Below are 18118 nucleotides of genomic sequence, written 5' to 3' on the forward strand. Positions count from 1 at the left end.
ATCCCGACAAACCCTGACTCTATAAGCAATTCCCCAATTTATTGCCATATAACTGCTGTGGGGCCATTGTCCGCCCAACAATGCATAAATTTCTACGGGTTTAGCGGAAATTGTTATGCCTAGTTCGTAAGATTTGCCTGTGAAGGCGGCAAAGCGTCTAACAGCTTCGTCATAGTGGCGGCTGTTGCGGTATTTTTTATTGGTCAAATCAATAGCAAACAAACCATAAAAGTAACGGGGTATGCTTTGAATTGTTTCGACAATTTGACCCAGATTTCTAGCTAAGATTGCATTGCGTGGGACTTCTGTTTCCCAAGCTGTATCTAATGCCCATGATGCACAAGTCAGGTGCGAACCGCCACAAATTCCACAAATACGAGGTGTAACAATTAGTCCGGCTTGGGGGTCTTTGCCACGGAGAATAACTTCAAATCCGCGGAAGAGTTCGGCATGAGTCCAAGCGTTGACTACCCGCCCATCTTCAATATCAACTCGGACATCTAAATCGCCTTCTACTCTACCAACGGGCGATATATCTAATGATTGAATTGTCATTGGTCATTAGTCCTTAGTCATTGGTCATTGGTCATTGGTCACTGGTTATTGGTCACTGGTCACTGGTCATTGGTCATTAGGTTATTTACAAAAGACAAATGACAACGGACAAATAACAAATGACTAAATTGTAAAAAAGTCCTCTTCTGCCCAAGCTGGGGCTGCGTCTTTGGCAACCATTGTGAGTAAGGCGTAATCTTTCTTGTTCACTCCTGGCGGTAATTCTTTAGGAACACCCATAACTGTTTGGGTTTTAAACACGGTTCCGGGTTTGAGGTCAAAGAAGGGAAATTCTGGTTCTGTACAACCTAAACAAGGCATCCCAGCGCGGGTTTTGGAGGAGACGCGGTTCCATAAGATGCGGTTACAGGAGGAATGAGTCATGGGGCCACGACAACCTAAGTCGTAAAATAGGCATCCTTTACGCTGACCAAATTCGGCGGTTGATGCTTTGTAAGCAAAGTGGACGTTACGAGTACAACCTGTTTGAGTATAGGTGTTGAAGAAGGTTTGCGGACGGTGCAGTTCGTCTAAGGCTATGTCAGCTATGCGTCCAGTGGCGATCGCAACTAATATCTGCGTAATCCAATCGGGATGCGCTGGGCATCCAGGTATATTAATTACAGGTAATCCGGCTTGTGAGAGAAAATCTTTCCCTAAGAAACCGCCTTCTTGACGCTTCAGAAATTGCAAGCCTTCGGATTCGCTGGGGTTGGGTGACATGGCGGGAATTCCTCCCCATGTGGCACAGTCTCCCACAGCAACGATAAATTTAGCAGCTTTGGCGAGGTCTGCTAACCAGTCTTTCATGGGGCGATCGGCAAAACGATTCCATTCGCCTGTGCCGCTGGGGGCGTTGACAACGCTACCTTCAAATACCAAGATATCTAAGGGAATTGTGCCGGAAATGCAATCCCGCAGCAGTCTTTGCAAGTTGTTGCCTAGTTCCAATCCCAAAGATGGATGCCAAAGCATTTTGATGCCAAAGTCAGCAATTAGATCGCAAACTGTTGGTTCTTCGGCGTTAAGAAATGACATGGTGTTGCCTGAACAAGCACCACCTTGCAGCCACAGTACGTTAGTCATTAGCTAAGTATTTTTCTATTGTTTACCATGCATGATGTAGGTGACAAAGCTTGTAAAGTCTCACCTGTTTCTCAATGTTTATTTTTAAACATAAGGTATTTTTTTATTTAATTCTCTTTCATTAAAAAAGAATTAATCATTAACAATAACCGAAATACCGTCAAACTCAATTTAAAGGATAATGTCTGTTATGTTTGTAACAACTTTAACAACTAAAAAAACAGTAAAAGTAAAATTAATTTCTGCTTTTAACTGCTGATTTTGAACAACCCCGACTCATTAATTTATTACTGTTAGAACTCTGGAGTTATTAAGAACAATTTTAGGATTTTCACTTAACAAAGTACAATCTTATACTTTATTGGTGGTGTATGAAAAAGGCGATCGCCCTCGGATAGGAATCTGCGTAGGCGGAGCATCATCGTAGACATCGCCTCCTTTAAACGCCCACAATAGTAGTCAAATACAGCAAAATTAGGATTTTGGTTGTGCAGTTTCCCTAACAACTTGTTCCTCCAAACCTAACGCTTGAGCTATCTGCTCAATACTTAAACCCAGCGCTAGTAACTGGGGTATAGTTTCTAACTTGCCTTCTTGTCTACCTTCTTGTCTACCTTCTTGTTTACCTTCTGCAAAAACATCTTGGTAAAATCTAGTTTGCCTTAATTCACTTAATTCAAACATTTTTCCTATCTCCTCTTGGCTCAATCGCGGCAACTTGTAGATTAATATCGTCTCTATCAATTGTATAATTTCCCTCTGAGTAGCGACATCTGGGATTTGCTGTCGGGCGGTGTTTACTATCTCTATAGCTTTTGTTGGTGCAGTTGATTCTGGTTCGATGATGAGTTTAACTGTCTCTATGCCGATTGATGATGCCTCAATTGAGCTTAATTCGTCAAGATAGACGCGAGTCACTCGTTGTGAGGTAAGTAATTCAATATATCTTTCGGTATCTCCAGTATCAACGCTGCGGTTGGGGAAGATAACAACACCACGCCAGTTGTTGATTAATTCAGTTTTGTCGAGATAGTTAAAGATTTCGGTAAACAAACGTGAGTAGAACTTTTTATCTGGTTGAAATTGTACTTCAGCAAAATAGATAGGTAACTCTGCTGCATTGGGGAGGAAGACGCCATCGATTCTAAACGCTAGTTGTTTAACTTCTACTGAGGAAAATTGGTAAGCACTAGCTAGTTGCGATGGTTGGTTAATAAGTTCAAAGAAGGTGCTGGGGATACTTTGAAAGATCCGATAAAAAATACTGTCTGTTTTCAAGGGAGCTAGTTTTACAATTGATGAGTATATTTTACACATCTTACTGTGTCACAAAAGCTGTCTGTGGAAATCCTGCATATATGTATGTCAACAATTCAATAAAGAATATTTGGATTGTGTTAACTGATGATACAAAAAATTATTAATAAATATCAGGTGTTTAAAGCTGACATTAATATTGGCAATTTCCCCCTAGAATTTTGGAACTAGGGTGTTTTATATTAAAAAAATTGATTCTTTACTTCCAAGGAGCAAGCATTAGATTTCTGGTAGAAATACCTGGCAATTGAAACTGTAGCTTCTCTGCTTTGATGTTTCTAATATCCAGTTAATAAGGAACATTGAAGAGAAGATTTGAGATTGGGGAATAAAAGGTGTCTCTTGTGGAGACTCAAAATCTGCGTAAATCGGTTTGGTATACATAGCTCCTAATGGAACGCGTTTTCGCGTCCGTTGTTTTGTGGGCGTTAACAGACTCGATTCCCCAACCGGCTAGAGTACGCTAATTATGAACCCTAGCATTACAGATTCAGGCGTCAAGGCAGCGATCGCAGCCATTACATCAGAGTCAGCAACTATAGAAGAAAAAATTCAGATGCTGATCGAGATGGCACAAGGCTTTCAAAAAAAGCCCAAAACTGCCCAAGACTTGCGGAATGCAGTTTCCCTATATTACCGGGCGTATGAGATGTGTGGTGAGGAGTTTCCCCTGTTGAAAGCCCGATCCCAGGTGGGGATGGCAGGGACGTTACAGGCAATACCGGATGTGGGGACTGAACTACTACTGCAAGCGAAAGTGGGTTATGAAGAGGCGTTGCCGATTTTACAACAATTAGCTTCGCCAGAGGAAACGGCAGAAGCACAGATGAATTTTGGGCTGGTGTTGCAATCGCTAGTGCCATTTAATTTGGCACGGATAACGGATAGCATCCAAGCTTATCATGAGGCGTTGCGGACGTTTACCTGGGAAGATTACCCGCAGGAGTACGCGATTTTATATAACAATATTGCGATCGCTTACCTTTCTATGCCAATGGCATCAGAACGAGAATACTTGCGTCAAGGGTTAGCAGTGCAATCATTTGAAGTAGCGTTGAAGCATATTAATTTGATTGACCATCCGAGAGAATATGCAATGTTGCAAAACAATTTGGGTAATGCTTTGCAATATTTAGTAAGTTCGCATCCTGTAGAGAATAATTTGCGGGCGATCGCAGCTTATGACGAAGCGCTAAAAGTGCGTAACGCCAAAGATACACCTCTAGAATACGCTAACACAATTTCTAACAAAGCTAACGCCTTGTTCAACTTGCCCGATGATCCAGAAAAACCAGAAGCAGGTAATTCTCAAAATCTTTTGCAAGCGTACACTTACTATCAACAAGCGTTAGCAATTTTCAGCCAACATCAACAGATAGAGCAAGCAGAAGTAGTAGCTCAAGCACTGCAAGAAGTTGCAGCTGAAATAAAAATTTATGAGTGAGTGAATTTGTTTAATTTCATAAACACAGCAGATTTGCTGTAAATTCTCACTCCTAAATTCTAACCTTGATTAGGAGAACAACATAGGATGAAAGACATTTTAGCTAACCCTAATGTTAGTGCATTTCTTACCAGCTTAGTGGCTGGTGAGATAAACATAGCAACAGGATTCGTGTGGTTAGTCATAGCCACAGTTTTATCTATGGTTGGCGGTGCTATTGGCGGAATGCTATTAGCTGGTAAAGATATAGGTTATCAATTTTCAGCAATGCTAGGTGCATTATTTGCTCCAGCTGGAGTAATTCCCGCTGTACTCTTAGGGCTAGTTGTACTGAATTTTCTCACAAATTATTAGGAGGGATAATGTTAGAAATAGGGTGGTTTTCTGCCAAATTGTTTTTTAAAGGTAAGCTACTGCGTGACCCCATACATTTTATCAAGCAAACTGCGATCGCTGTGAGTATAGGTTCTTTATTACTAGTGTCACTTGCACAAGTTGAAATTCCCTTTTGTTTACTAATAACAGTATCTAGTTTAGCCACGGGCATAATTATGCCATTTCTCCTCAAAGATTTCAAAATGAAGTGAATTGTTAGTTGTTTTTTGTCATTGTTCTTTATTATTAACTAATGACCAATGACTAATAAGCAATGACCAATACTTCTCTACGAGAGGCTGCGCTCTAAGCGTAGCTATGCCGCAGGCTTTACGACTTACGTCGGCTCCGCTCGGCACGAGTCGCTCAGTACAAGTGACTAATGACCAATGACTAATAACTAATGACTCAACTGGAAGAATTAATTCAAGAAATCAACCGCTTTGAGGCAATTATAAGCGATTGGGATGAAAGCCAAAGGTGCGTAGCAGTAGGGTTAAAAAGGTCAATTGAGGCTTTGCATAAAGAAGCTTTTATGCGTTTGATTAAAACCCTCAAACAAGAATCAATGTCAGCTTTGCGTCATGCTGCTACTGATGAAGTCGTATATGCAGTACTGCTTTATCACGAACTAGTAAAGTTACCTCTTTCACAACGTATTCAGACAGCCCTTGAAGAAGTTCGCCCAGCGTTAAAAAGTCATAATGGTGATATAGAACTAGTGGCAATAAAACCGCCAGACACGGTAGAAGTCAAATTAATAGGAACTTGTAGTAGTTGTCCGGCTTCTACGCTGACTTTATCTCAAGGAGTCGAACAGGCAATAAAAAAACATTGTCCTGAAATTCTCAAAGTAATTGCGGCCAATAATAACTCTGCTGTCAAGAACACCAATTCTAATTTAACCAGTCCATTCTCTTCACAGATTACTTCTACTTGGCTAAAAGTGGCGAATACTGATCAAATACCCGAATCTGGTGTAATGATAGTAAAAATTGGTGATAATTCGCTAATTTTATATAGTCAAGGTGTTAAAGTTACTTGCTACCGTAACGCTTGCGCTCACTTAGGTTATCCCTTAGACCAGGGTAAGGTTGAAAATGGTATTATAACCTGTTCTTATCACGGCTTTGAGTATAATCTAGAAACAGGTCAATGTTTAACAACACCTGAGATTTCTCTCCATTCATATCCAGTACAGATTAAAGGTGACAAGGTTTTTGTACAGTTACAAAAATGAGCCACCCATAATCTAAAACTGCAATCTGGGATACAGGTTAATACTCGCTGATGATTTTAAATAATTATCAGCGTCTATCTGCATACTCTAAGAAAAATAGTCTTACTGGCGTTTACATTAGCGGTTTTAAACCGATTCATGCATAAAAATCTTCAGATTAATACTCCAGCTATTCCTCAAATTTTACCCAATGGTTCAGATGTAATTTTAGGCAATATTATTGAACCGCAACAATTAGCAATACCTATAGCACCAAGTCCCACAACAATGTTTGGGCCTCGTGGTGCTTGTTTGTTACCAAATGGGGCATTGTGGGTGTCAGATACAGGACATCATCGATTATTGGGGTGGCAAAATTTACCTACTAAGGATGGTGAACCTGCTGATTGGGTAATTGGGCAACCTGACTTTTATCATGAAGGACAAAATGCTAAAAATCAACCCGGAAGAACAACTTTAAGCGTCCCAACTGGTATTTGTGTCTGTGGAGAAGGTTTAGCAGTAGCAGATGCTTGGAATCATCGGGTTTTGATTTGGAAAAAATTACCCGAAGATAGTAATGTTCCAGCAGATTTAGTATTAGGGCAAGCGAATTTTACCAACAACAAACCAAACAGGGGAGGTCAAGCAGCGTCTGCTAATACAATGCACTGGCCTTACGGTGTTTTTTATCATCAAGGGCGGCTATTTATTGCTGATACGGGTAATAGACGAGTATTAATTTGGCATCAATTACCAACAGAAAACGGCCAACCTGCTGATTTAGTGTTGGGACAACCGGATATGATATCTCGCAACGAAAACGGCGGGAGTTCTCCAACTGCTACGAGTATGCGATGGTGTCACGATATCGCCTTTTGGGATGAAAATTTAGTTGTTGCTGATGCAGGGAATAATCGCGTGATGATTTGGCAGGGAATGCCAACAGAAAATAATGCCCCTTGTGCAGTGGTATTAGGACAAAAAAACTTTAATTGTGTAGAAATGAATCAAGGAGTTTATTTTCCTAATGCTAGTAGTTTGAGTATGCCTTATGGTGTGGGAGTTGCTGATAATTGGTTAGTTGTTGCAGATACAGCTAATTCTCGATTATTAGGTTGGAGAAAGCCAGAATCAATTTTATCACTACAAGGTGCGATCGCAGATGGTTTGGCTGGACAAAAAGATTTTCAAAGCAAAGGTGAAAATCGCAATTTTGGGCTACCCAAACGCGATAGTTTAAATTGGTGTTATGGAATCAAAATTGTTAATAAAACTGCGGTAGTGGCTGATTCTGGAAATAACCGAATTTTGCTATGGCAGTTTAACTATGGCAACTGAAGAAATTAGAGTTTATGGTACGGTTCAAGGGGTAGGATTTCGCCCGACAGTATATCGTCTAGCTAAAGCCTGTGGTTTACGTGGAGATGTTTGTAATGACGGTCAAGGTGTATTAATTCGGGTATCTGGTAGTGAAGCAGCTTTAACAGAATTTGTTGGCAAATTACAAAAAGAATGTCCCCCGTTAGCCAAAATTAATCAACTGGTACGAACTCCTTATGAAGGTGAATTTAACTTTAATGATTTTATAATTTCTACTAGCATCAGTAATACAATCAAAACAGAAATTGCCCCTGATGCTGCTACCTGTCCACAATGTCAACAAGAAATTTTCGACCCCTTTAGCCGCTTTTATCGCTACCCTTTCACTAACTGCACTCATTGCGGCCCTCGTTTGAGTATTATTCGTGCCATTCCTTATGATAGATGCAATACCAGTATGTCTGCGTTTGATATTTGTCCAGAATGTGCAAAGGAATACCACGATGTAGAAAATCGACGTTTTCATGCCCAACCTGTAGCTTGTCATGTTTGCGGCCCGACAGCGTGGTTAGAACGCGCCGATGGTAAACCTGTTACCGCTTCCATGTTCTCAATGCTGGATGATGTCGATGCTGTTTGTACCCTGTTGCAAAAAGGTGAGATTGTAGCAATTAAGGGGTTAGGTGGTATTCATCTGGCTTGTGATGCTACACAGGAAACGGCTGTGCAAAAACTGCGTCAGCGCAAAAGGCGGTATCATAAACCCTTTGCTTTAATGGCGCGGGATATTGAGATAATTGCAGAATATTGCAATATTAATGCCAAAGAAAAGGAATTATTAACAAGTCCCGCTGCACCAATTGTTTTATTGCAGCAAAGGGGACTGGGGATAAACAAAGAACTCCTCACTCCTCACTCCTCATTCTTAACTCAGCATCCCATAGCATCGTCAGTTGCACCGGGGCAGAATACCCTCGGATTTATGCTGCCTTATACTCCATTACATCATTTAATTCTGCGGCGAATGAATCGCCCTATTGTTTTAACAAGTGGTAATCTTTCTGATGAACCGCAATGTATTGATAATGATGCAGCAAGGAAAAATTTAAGGCAGATAGCTGATTATTTTATATTTCACAATCGAGAGATTATTAACCGGATAGATGATTCAGTAGTCAGAGTAGCTAGTGATAAAGTACAAATAATTCGCCGTGCTAGAGGATACGCACCAGCGTCTATTAACTTACCTTCCGGATTTCATAACATCCCGAATATTTTAGCAATGGGAAGTGAGTTAAAAAATACTTTTTGCTTATTACGAGAAGGAGAAGCGATTCTTTCTCAACATTTGGGAGATTTAGAGAATGCTGCGGCTTTTAATGCTTATCAAGATGCGCTAAATTTATACTTAAACTTATTTCAACATCAACCAGAAGCCATTGCCATTGACTTACATCCTGAATATCTTTCTAGCAAACTTGGTAAAGAACTCGCATCTGCTAATCAAATAAAACTGTATCCTATCCAACATCATCATGCCCACATAGCAGCTTGTATGGCAGAAAATGGCATTCCTTTAGATTCACCCCCAGTTTTAGGTATTGCTTTAGATGGATTAGGTTATGGTACAGATGGTACATTTTGGGGCGGAGAGTTTCTTTTAGCAGATTACTGTAAGTTTAAACGCCTAGCAACATTTAAACCTGTAGCAATGGTTGGTGGTGAACAAGCAATTTATCAGCCTTGGCGTAATACTTATGCTCAATTAATATCCGCTGATATTTGGGATAACTGCCAAGAGAAATACAGTGATTTAGAAATAGTAAAATTGCTTAATCACAAGCCATTAAAGCTACTCAATCAACTTATAGAAAAGGGCATTAACTCTCCTGTAACATCCTCAGTAGGGCGGTTGTTCGATGCCGTGGCCGCGGCTATCGGTATTTATCCCGAAGAATGTAGCTATGAAGGACAAGCTGCGATCGCAATGGAATCACTTGTCAATATTAATAGGTTAAACAATCATAAAGAAACTCTAACTTATTCTTCTAATTTTATCTTTTCAGATAGTATTTATTGTATAGACCCTAGCCCAATGTGGATAGCCTTACTAGATGACTTACAGCAGCAGATTCCACAAGAAATTATAGCTGCTAAATTTCACACAAGTTTAGCTAAGGCTATTACGGAAATGGCTAATATTCTTTGTAAAAAAAATGAGATTACTCAAGTAGCATTAACTGGAGGAGTATTTCAAAATACTATTTTACTAACACAAGTTACTAAACACCTGCAAACACTAGGAATCAATGTACTAACTCATAGCTTAGTTCCAACTAACGATGGCGGTATATCTCTAGGACAAGCCGTGATTACAGCTGCTCAATTAATTGCCTCTACTTAAAGCTTTAATAACATTATATTCAGTATAAATCTCTTTTTATTCCTCTGCGTTCTCTGCGCTTCTACGGTTCACTTATCCTTCAATAGGACAATAGCAATGTGCTTAGGAATTCCCGGAAAAATTATAGAAATCACTAACGTTAACCATAAATTAGCAATTGTAGATATTGCAGGTGTAAAACGCCAAGTAAACATTGCTTGCATCGTTAACGAACAACATCCTCCCGAAGCTTGTATTGGAGATTGGGTATTAGTTCATGTTGGCTTTGCCATGAATCGAATTAACGAACAACAAGCAGCAGAAACATTACAACTATTACAAGAACTAGCAGAACTTAGTAATTAATTAAAACTTAGCCTTTCTTCTTCGCGTCTTTGCGTCTTCTCTACGAGACGCTGCGCGATGGCGGTTCATTAAAAAAACTAATCCCCATTATTTTATGAAATACGTAGATGAATTCCGCGAACCAGAAAAAGCCGAAGCCTTACGCCGCCAAATCGCTAAATTATGCCAGCAACTAGCAAAACCAATCAAAATCATGGAAGTATGTGGCGGGCATACCCATTCCATATTTAAATATGGTATCGAAGAAATTCTCCCCGACAACCTAGAATTAATTCATGGGCCTGGTTGTCCAGTGTGTGTCATGCCAAAAGGGAGATTAGATGATGCGATCGCAATCTCCCAAAATCCTAACGTTATCCTGGTCACATTTGGCGATACCATGCGGGTTCCCGGTTCCAAAACCAGCCTACTGCAAGCCAAAGCTACAGGTGCAGACATCCGTATGGTTTACTCGCCTCTAGATAGCCTACAAATTGCCAAAGATAACCTCAACAAAGAAGTAGTCTTCTTCGCTTTAGGCTTTGAAACCACCGCCCCCAGCACCGCTTTTACCATCCTGCAAGCCGCAGCCGAAGAAATTCATAACTTTAGTATGTTTTGCAATCACGTCCTCGTGATTCCCGCCCTTCAAGCGCTATTAAATAATCCCGACTTGCAACTAGATGGATTTGTCGGCCCTGGTCATGTCAGTATGGTAATTGGCACTGACCCTTATCAATTTATTTCCCAACAATATCATAAGCCAATTGTAATCTCAGGATTTGAACCTTTAGATATTCTCCAATCAATTTGGATGCTATTACAGCAGTTAGTAGAAAAACGTTGCGAAGTTGAAAATCAATATAATCGAATAGTGCAAAAAGCCGGAAACACAATAGCACTGCAAGCCATCAACAAAGTTTTTGCTGTGCGGGATAGTTTTGATTGGCGCGGTTTAGGTGAAATACCTTATTCAGGCTTAAAAATGAATCCTGAATATGCCCAATTTGACGCCGAACTTAAATTTACCATTCCTAATATCAAAGTAGCCGATCATAAAGCTTGTCAATGCGGAGAAATTCTCAAAGGAGTATTAAAACCTTGGGAGTGTAAAGTATTCGGTACAGCTTGCACACCCGAAACACCAATTGGTAGTTGCATGGTATCTTCTGAAGGTGCTTGTGCAGCCTATTACAAATATGGCAGACTCTCTACCATTGGCAAGAAAACAACAACTGAAAAACCAAAAATTACCCAAGAACCTCTCCCCGCTTGTGGTATGTCTTTGGATTAAGAATATATACCAAACTGCTTGCAAAATTCCTTAACTTTAAACTCTTACTCTCTGCGCCTCCGCGTCTCTGCGTGAAGCAAACATAAATATGGATTTTCCTCTCAAAAATCAATTATTTCAAAAAATAGAACAACACCGCCGTCACCAAGGGAAAGTGCAAGATACCCATATCACCCTCGCACATGGTAGTGGTGGTAAAGCCATGCGCGATTTAATTAGCGATGTTTTTGTTAATAGTTTTGATAATCCAATTCTTTCCCAACTAGAAGACCAAGCAACTTTTAATTTAATCAGCCTTTTACAACATGGAGACAGACTAGCTTTTACTACTGATTCTTATGTTGTAGACCCTTTGTTTTTTCCCGGCGGTGATATCGGAGAATTAGCTGTCTACGGCACAGTCAACGATTTAGCAGTCAGTGGTGCTAAACCCCTATATCTCACCTGTAGCGTCATTTTAGAAGAAGGATTTGCTATCGAAACCTTACGGCGTGTCGTTACAAGTATGAAAGCAGCCGCACAAAAAGCTGGTGTGCAAATTGTTACTGGTGACACAAAAGTTGTACATCGTGGTGCTGCGGATAAATTATTTATTAACACTGCTGGTATTGGTGTCATTCCCCAAGGGGTTAGCATTTCTGCCCATAATATTCAACCTGGAGATGCAGTAATTATTAATGGTGAATTGGGTAATCATGGGACAGCAATTTTAATTGCGCGTGGGGAATTAGCATTAGAAACTAATATAGAAAGTGACTGTCAGCCGCTGCATAGTTTAGTAGAAACTATTCTCCAAGTTTGCCCCAAAGTTCATGCTATGCGGGATGCAACACGCGGCGGATTAGCAACAGTATTAAATGAATTTGCCCTCAGTTCTAATATAGGAATTCGTCTCGATGAACAGTCTATACCAGTACGCGAAGAGGTCAAAGGAGTTTGTGAAATTTTAGGTTTAGACCCGTTGTATTTGGCAAATGAAGGTAAATTAGTAGTAGTGGTAGGACGGGAAAATGCCAAGAATGTTTTATCAGCAATGCAATCCCACCCAGCAGGTAAAGATGCTTGTATTGTCGGTGAAGTTATTCCTTCACCTCCAGGGATTGTTTTATTAAAAACAGCTTTTGGCGCTGAACGTATTGTTGATATGCTAGTGGGCGAACAGTTGCCAAGAATTTGTTAATTTTTAATAAATTTTTTATGCATGAATTAGGAATTACCCAAAATATTGTAGCAATTGTCATTGAACACGCCAAAGGCTCAAAAGTTCAACGTGTAGTATTAGAAATTGGCCAGCTTTCAGCTATTATGCCTGATGCTATACAATTTTGTTTTGATATTTGTACTCAAAGTACAGCTTTAGAGGGGGCAATATTAGAAATTAGAGAAATTCCTGGGTTAGCGCGATGTCGTCAATGCAATACGGAAATTTCTTTAGACAAGCCTTTTGGTATTTGTAAATGTGGTGGGCGATTAGATTTAATAACTGGTGAAGAACTAAAAATTAAGGAAATTGAAATTGAGGAATTATGTGTGTAACCTGTGGCTGTTCTGATGAAGACGAAACTAAAATTACTAATTTAGAAACGGGTGAAGTTGAACACCATCACACACATACTTTAGCTGATGGGACTGTTGTCACCCATTCTCACAGCGAAACATCTCAAATTCATGCCAAAGTACATGGCACAACTATATCCTTAGAACAGGATATTTTAGCTAAAAATAATCTGATAGCAGCCCAAAATCGCGGCTGGTTCAAAGGGCGAAATATTTTAGCCTTAAATTTAATGAGTTCTCCTGGTGCAGGTAAAACAACTTTGTTGACTCGCACTATTAATGATTTAAAGCATCAATTATCTATTAGCGTGATTGAAGGCGACCAAGAAACTGCTAATGATGCTCAAAAAATTAAAGAAACAGGCTGTAAGGTTGTTCAAATAAACACTGGAACAGGCTGTCATTTAGATGCATCAATGATAGACAGGGGATTACAGCAACTTAATCCGCCGTTGAATTCAGTGGTGATGATTGAGAATGTTGGGAATTTGGTTTGTCCAGCTTTATTTGATTTAGGTGAACAGGCAAAAGTTGTAATTCTTTCAGTTACAGAGGGAGAAGATAAGCCGATAAAATATCCCCATATGTTTCGTGCTAGTGAGATGATGATTCTCACTAAAGTAGATTTGCTACCTTATGTGGAATTTGATGTGCAAAAGTGTATTCAATATGCTCAGCAAGTAAATCCTCAAATTCAGATTTTTCAGGTTTCTGCAACTACAGGAATTGGGTTAGAGAAGTGGTATGCTTGGCTTAATAATAAGGTATGAAAATCTCACGCAAAGGCGCATTCGCGTAGCGTCTGTCTGCAACACGCTGCGCGAACGCAGAAAAGACGCAGAGAGATAAATGAGTTTGAAATCATTTATACGCAAATTAAGCAATGCTTAAAAGTGCTTTTATTAATTAAGTTAATGATGGTTTAGCAAAAATTGTTAGTAAGACAGGCCCTAGTAAATAGTGGTGACTTATAGATAATAGTCCGGCAGTAGAGCCTAGTGCTTCACGACTTTCTCGGCTGTAGAATCTGATTTTAGCAGGAGAAGCTGCTGCTAACTCAGATGCTGTTTTACTGGTGGTTATATCAACTAAGTAGAAGCGTCCACCAGGAGTCAGCACGCGTGCTACTTCACTTAAAACTTGTTTTGGTTGGGAATAATGTAAGAAACTTATAGTGTTAAATACTGCATTAAATTGACCCTCGGCAAAGGGAAGAGACTCTGCTTTACCTTCAACATAGATTAAACGCGGATGGTGAGAATTTTTCTGTCTTGCTACCCGCAACATCTGGGGAGAAAAATCCAATCCCGTACCGCGTATATCAGGAAATTCATCCGCTAGGCGTTGCAGCAGGCGTCCAGTACCACAGCCTAAGTCAAGCACGTTTGCTTGAGGTGGTAAATCAACTTTTGAGAGCAACCGTTTATGGATGGCTTGGTAGAATATTGAAGGAAAAAGCCAATCATAGCTTGATGCCCAACTGTCAAAAAGTTGCTTTTTGTCACTCAGAAAATTACTAATCATCAGTTTTCGCCGCTAACTCGCTAAACTTACCATATTGGGCAGGTTTTTGCAGTGCCTCCAATATTTATTTTACAAGCTGAGCAAGAGTATAATTTGGCGATCGCTTTAAAATTACTCACTAGGTAGATTATCAGGATCAATACCAAGGGAGCGCAAATACTGTACTAACTGTTCTGCCCGTTCTTCTGCTGTTAAATAGCGATCGCCTTGTTTATCATACCAAGCCAATAACTCCTGTTGAATACCAGCAGCTATACCCCAGTATCTGCCAATCCATCCGATTTGCCCAGGTTGAATTTCTTAATTATAACCTCACGCAAAGGCGCAAAGACGCTAAGAAAACCTCTGCGTCTCTGCGCCTCTGCGTGAGATAAAAAGACAAACTATTTATTTGTCGATTAAAGCCAATCTCGATACGCCGAGATTTCATTTACGCCGATTTCAAAGGGCATTCCTTTACCCATAGGCGGATAAACCCGGATTTTAGCGTTACTGGTAAACCGCTCTAGTTTATTCCCTAACGGAGCTATATTGCTGACTATATGCCAGTAAGATACTATGTCTGGACAGTCAATTACTAGTATCAAGGTAGGGCCATTTGTGGTGAGATACCACTGACAATTAGATAGTAGTATTCGCGTAATGCGATCGCAAGCTTGATAAAAGCATCTTCCAGTAGATCGTTCTAGTTCTAAATGCAGCATTCCATCCTCTTTTGTCACCTCAACTGGTGGCAAATCATCAGGAGGAAGCAAAGATAGTTTAGACATAATTCCGCACCTCTTGGTTATAGCGCGTTAAACTTTCAAGGTTTTTTCGCAAATCAAAAGATGAGGGTTTGAGTGCCAGCGTCCCTAAGTTTAATTCATCCTGAAATTTTTTGATTCTGTCACGACAAGTCTCCACATCACCGATAATTGAGTTCTCAATCAAATAGTCTTCATCAAAACAGATATTTGTGCGATCAAATGGTTTTTGATTGGCATTCGCACTAGTCTGCATTAATTGAGACGAGTTGGCTTTCATTTTCTCGCTGAATTTGCGGATGAAAGGCAACGCTTCACTCACAGCCTCATCGTATGTTTTCCCAACATAAAAGAAGCGTGCCAACATCAGATTATCCGCACCACTGGAATTTAAAGCTCGATATTTGGCAACAGTATCTTTCAATCTTGGTAGAGAAAACGGTGGCCCCCCCATTAGGCCGAAGGAATTTTTGGCGGCAAATTCTATACCGTCATCACTACCTGTGGCAACATACACTGGAATTTTTTCCTGCAAGGGCTTCGGGTAAATCGTCAGGCGATCGCATTGATAATACTGCCCGCTAAATGATACATCTTTTTCATATAAAAGCTTTTGAATCAACGCCATTGCCTCTAGCATCCTGGCACGAGATTCACTGGCTGGTGTGGCAAAATGCTTGTTGTGTTGGGGAAATGGCCCACCTTTAGCCACTCCAAACAACAATCTTCCATTGCACAGATTATCTAAGGTAGCAATGTCTTCTGCCACTGTAATCGGGTTATGAAACGCCAGCAATACCGCCGCTGTGCCTAATCGGATAGTTGAGGTCACTCCCGCTAGATGTGCCATCAACACCAACATAGAAGGGCTGAGGTTGAATTCAGTGAAATGATGCTCACTTACCCAGGCTTCCGCAAAACCTAAGTTCTCCGCCTGCTTCACCAGTGTGATTTGCTCAAAAATAGCACGACGAGCATCCTGGTGAGGATTTTCGTAATTGCAGAAAATTCCAGTTTTCATTGTTTGCTTTACGATTTTAGGTGGCAATCCACTGCAACTCCAACCACATTTGTGGATTGTTTTGCTTCAGCTTTGACATGGGGTCGCGTAACAATCGTTTGGCATTCATGCAGACTACCTGCACTAAACCCATGTTGTCTGCTACTTCTCTGAGTATTTCTTTTTTGGCTTGCACACAGGAAATCATTTCGTCAGAGCAATAAATTCCTATGTATTGCAAGCGTCTAGCAGGTCGTCCCCAGAAACAGGTGATGACTTTCACATAACACCCGTCCAGTAATTCCCCAACTTGTGGGTAGTAATGGTTGACGACTCTTGTGAATTCTTTAGCTAGGATGTCTTCAGCAATCATTTGAACTGATAATTCTGTAGCGTCCATCACGCTATTTAATATAACATAATTTTGTCATTTAAATATGACAAACTATCTTATTTATTCCAAATAAAATATTAAATAGTAGCAAACTTTAAAGAAGTGTACTTTATTTAAGCCGCCTTAAACTTTTCAGATTTTGCACCTACAGTAAAAGAGCTGGGACTTATCAAATAAATCTCAGCTCTTGTTTATCAATAATGATTGAGGATTTTTATCCTCTGAGGGTTCAAAATTCAATCATTTTGAATTCTTAATCTTAAATTTTTAATTGTTATTATCGAGCATTGCGTTCCGAAACTAAAACTTCTGCTACGATATCTGGTACATTTATCAAATCCGTGAATCCTTCTGAACCACGGATTGGTGAAATAAATGTATAATTTGGGTCACACACTCCAGTGTCATAAACCTGCATAAACCATCTATCTGGAAATCCCTCGACACCTAGTTCTACAACATACCAACTTTCGCCAATGAGACGAGAGTTAAAGATTGTAAACCACTCTCTGTTTTCTTCAGAGATGTTCCAATCTGCCATAAGCAGCTCTAACGCTATTTGTCCTGCATCAGTTGAAGTCAATAGCATTTTTACTCCTTATTGGTAGCTTCAGAAACTTCAGGAACTTCAGGATATAATCCTAATTGTTTAGCTAATTCACGCGCAACAAAGAATAAAAACTGAGCGCCATCTTGATTACCTTCGTGAGCAAACATAGTTGCTACTTGTAACATTGTCTCTACGAAGCCAGCATCAACTAATTCTGGTTTAGATTCCAAAACTTCTGGTTCTTGTCCATTAGGGCATCTGAGTAACTCATCAATTAAGTTGAAATATAATTGTTGGCGTTGTTCTGACATGGTGATTTTGTTGATTTAGAATGTGCTGATTTTGAAGCTTTTTTGGTTTGTCAAGAATAAAAGTAGTAATCAGCTTTGACCCTTGACCCTTGACTATTGACTATTGACTCTTGACTTCCCAGTGATTACTGCTCGATACTTTGCTGCCACAGTTTTTCTAGCATTTCAACTTGTTCTTTTAAAACAGCAGCACGATAAACAAGATACCTATCGTAAAAAATGATTCCTAGCCCAATACAAATAGGGGTCAACAAGAAAAACCATTGCAAGATAGCGGCAATTTTATATTGCTCAGCAATAGTTAACATTTGATTAACCACATTGCCTTGAGAGGATTGTATGCTAGCTTGATATTGATAGGAATGCATACCTTTGGTTTGGGGAGTAAAGGTACGATTAGCTTTGCCATTGCTCCTTGGGCAATTGCTTGTATTACTCTTGTTAACTTCACAGGCTAAATTCTGAGATTTTACAAACTCTAAATGTCGCTCCCAAACTATGTCAAATACTACTAGCTCTGGAGAAAGTACTGCTAAAGTAACTATACAAACTGTGAGAACATTTAAAAGTTTCGCTCTCATTTTGCCTCTCCCTTGCTAGGTAGTATGCACCCAGTAATACCAATTAATAATTCGTAATTTGTAATACTCGTCAATCGCCTTGGCCTCGAAGAGAAGGCGAGAAGCAAGCTACGT

At 40.0% G+C, this 18118-nt stretch carries 20 protein-coding genes and 1 pseudogene; 11 read left to right on the forward strand and 10 right to left on the reverse strand.

The window, feature by feature from the left end; all coding sequences use genetic code 11:
- Nucleotides 1-45: 45 nt before the first annotated feature.
- From WKK05_RS22180 to WKK05_RS22190, 3 genes and pseudogenes are all read right to left on the reverse strand, one after another.
- Nucleotides 46-555: pseudogene (locus tag WKK05_RS22180) on the reverse strand (nickel-dependent hydrogenase large subunit); the annotation flags it as partial.
- 123 nt (nucleotides 556-678) lie between these two features.
- Nucleotides 679-1641 carry a hydrogenase small subunit gene (locus WKK05_RS22185; protein ID WP_341525237.1) on the reverse strand — a complete coding sequence of 321 codons (963 nt, stop codon included), beginning with the start codon at nucleotides 1639-1641 and terminating at the stop codon, nucleotides 679-681.
- Between the two features lie 474 nt (nucleotides 1642-2115).
- Nucleotides 2116-2919: an Rpn family recombination-promoting nuclease/putative transposase gene (locus tag WKK05_RS22190; protein WP_341525238.1), complete on the reverse strand. Its 804-nt coding sequence runs from the start codon at nucleotides 2917-2919 to the stop codon at nucleotides 2116-2118.
- Between the two features lie 508 nt (nucleotides 2920-3427).
- Here WKK05_RS22190 and WKK05_RS22195 point away from each other — a divergent pair.
- The 11 genes from WKK05_RS22195 (at nucleotide 3428) to hypB (ending at nucleotide 13668) form a co-directional block, all read left to right on the forward strand.
- A complete protein-coding gene (locus WKK05_RS22195) occupies nucleotides 3428-4402 on the forward strand; it encodes a hypothetical protein (RefSeq protein ID WP_341525239.1) in 975 nt (324 codons plus the stop codon).
- A gap of 87 nt (nucleotides 4403-4489) precedes the next feature.
- On the forward strand, nucleotides 4490-4756 hold the full coding sequence (locus WKK05_RS22200; RefSeq protein ID WP_341525240.1) for a hypothetical protein: 267 nt from the start codon (nucleotides 4490-4492) through the stop codon (nucleotides 4754-4756).
- 8 nt (nucleotides 4757-4764) lie between these two features.
- A complete protein-coding gene (locus WKK05_RS22205; protein ID WP_341525241.1) occupies nucleotides 4765-4989 on the forward strand; it encodes a hypothetical protein in 225 nt (74 codons plus the stop codon).
- 191 nt (nucleotides 4990-5180) lie between these two features.
- The gene (locus WKK05_RS22210; RefSeq protein WP_341525242.1) at nucleotides 5181-6017 is read left to right on the forward strand and encodes a NifU family protein; all 837 of its coding nucleotides are present in this window, start codon (nucleotides 5181-5183) and stop codon (nucleotides 6015-6017) included.
- Nucleotides 6018-6155: 138 nt separating this feature from the next.
- Nucleotides 6156-7337: a hypothetical protein gene (locus tag WKK05_RS22215; protein ID WP_341525243.1), complete on the forward strand. Its 1182-nt coding sequence runs from the start codon at nucleotides 6156-6158 to the stop codon at nucleotides 7335-7337.
- Complete coding sequence (hypF, locus tag WKK05_RS22220) at nucleotides 7327-9723, forward strand: carbamoyltransferase HypF (protein ID WP_341525244.1); 2397 nt, start codon at nucleotides 7327-7329, stop codon at nucleotides 9721-9723. The genes WKK05_RS22215 and hypF overlap by 11 nt, the downstream gene beginning before the upstream one ends.
- A gap of 96 nt (nucleotides 9724-9819) precedes the next feature.
- Complete coding sequence (locus WKK05_RS22225) at nucleotides 9820-10068, forward strand: HypC/HybG/HupF family hydrogenase formation chaperone (RefSeq protein WP_341525245.1); 249 nt, start codon at nucleotides 9820-9822, stop codon at nucleotides 10066-10068.
- 94 nt (nucleotides 10069-10162) lie between these two features.
- Entirely contained in the window at nucleotides 10163-11341 is a 1179-nt protein-coding gene (hypD, locus tag WKK05_RS22230) for a hydrogenase formation protein HypD (protein ID WP_341525246.1), read from the forward strand.
- Between the two features lie 88 nt (nucleotides 11342-11429).
- Nucleotides 11430-12521, forward strand: coding sequence for a hydrogenase expression/formation protein HypE (gene hypE / locus WKK05_RS22235; RefSeq protein WP_341525247.1), 1092 nt, complete (start codon nucleotides 11430-11432; stop codon nucleotides 12519-12521).
- Nucleotides 12522-12538: 17 nt separating this feature from the next.
- Nucleotides 12539-12877 carry a hydrogenase maturation nickel metallochaperone HypA gene (gene hypA, locus WKK05_RS22240; RefSeq protein ID WP_341531156.1) on the forward strand — a complete coding sequence of 113 codons (339 nt, stop codon included), beginning with the start codon at nucleotides 12539-12541 and terminating at the stop codon, nucleotides 12875-12877.
- Entirely contained in the window at nucleotides 12868-13668 is an 801-nt protein-coding gene (gene hypB, locus WKK05_RS22245; protein ID WP_341525248.1) for a hydrogenase nickel incorporation protein HypB, read from the forward strand. Before hypA ends, hypB begins: the two co-directional genes overlap by 10 nt.
- 136 nt (nucleotides 13669-13804) lie before the next feature.
- On the opposite strand, the gene WKK05_RS22250 is transcribed toward hypB, so the two are convergent.
- The 7 genes from WKK05_RS22250 to WKK05_RS22280 all read right to left on the reverse strand — a co-directional run bounded on the left by WKK05_RS22250 (nucleotide 13805) and on the right by WKK05_RS22280 (nucleotide 18004).
- Nucleotides 13805-14422, reverse strand: coding sequence for a class I SAM-dependent methyltransferase (locus WKK05_RS22250; RefSeq protein ID WP_341525249.1), 618 nt, complete (start codon nucleotides 14420-14422; stop codon nucleotides 13805-13807).
- A gap of 398 nt (nucleotides 14423-14820) precedes the next feature.
- Complete coding sequence (locus tag WKK05_RS22255; RefSeq protein WP_341525250.1) at nucleotides 14821-15192, reverse strand: hypothetical protein; 372 nt, start codon at nucleotides 15190-15192, stop codon at nucleotides 14821-14823.
- A complete protein-coding gene (locus tag WKK05_RS22260) occupies nucleotides 15185-16189 on the reverse strand; it encodes an LLM class flavin-dependent oxidoreductase (protein ID WP_341525251.1) in 1005 nt (334 codons plus the stop codon). Before WKK05_RS22260 ends, WKK05_RS22255 begins: the two co-directional genes overlap by 8 nt.
- Before the next feature lie 16 nt (nucleotides 16190-16205).
- Nucleotides 16206-16568 (reverse strand): hypothetical protein, encoded by a 363-nt coding sequence (locus WKK05_RS22265; protein ID WP_341531157.1) that lies wholly within the window; start codon nucleotides 16566-16568, stop codon nucleotides 16206-16208.
- 271 nt (nucleotides 16569-16839) lie between these two features.
- Entirely contained in the window at nucleotides 16840-17151 is a 312-nt protein-coding gene (locus WKK05_RS22270) for a hypothetical protein (protein ID WP_341525252.1), read from the reverse strand.
- A 2-nt stretch (nucleotides 17152-17153) separates the two neighbouring features.
- Complete coding sequence (locus WKK05_RS22275) at nucleotides 17154-17423, reverse strand: hypothetical protein (RefSeq protein WP_341525253.1); 270 nt, start codon at nucleotides 17421-17423, stop codon at nucleotides 17154-17156.
- Between the two features lie 125 nt (nucleotides 17424-17548).
- Nucleotides 17549-18004: a hypothetical protein gene (locus WKK05_RS22280; protein ID WP_341525254.1), complete on the reverse strand. Its 456-nt coding sequence runs from the start codon at nucleotides 18002-18004 to the stop codon at nucleotides 17549-17551.
- Nucleotides 18005-18118 lie beyond the last annotated feature (114 nt).

This window comes from Nostoc sp. UHCC 0302, from assembly GCF_038096175.1.
Lineage (GTDB): Bacteria > Cyanobacteriota > Cyanobacteriia > Cyanobacteriales > Nostocaceae > UHCC-0302.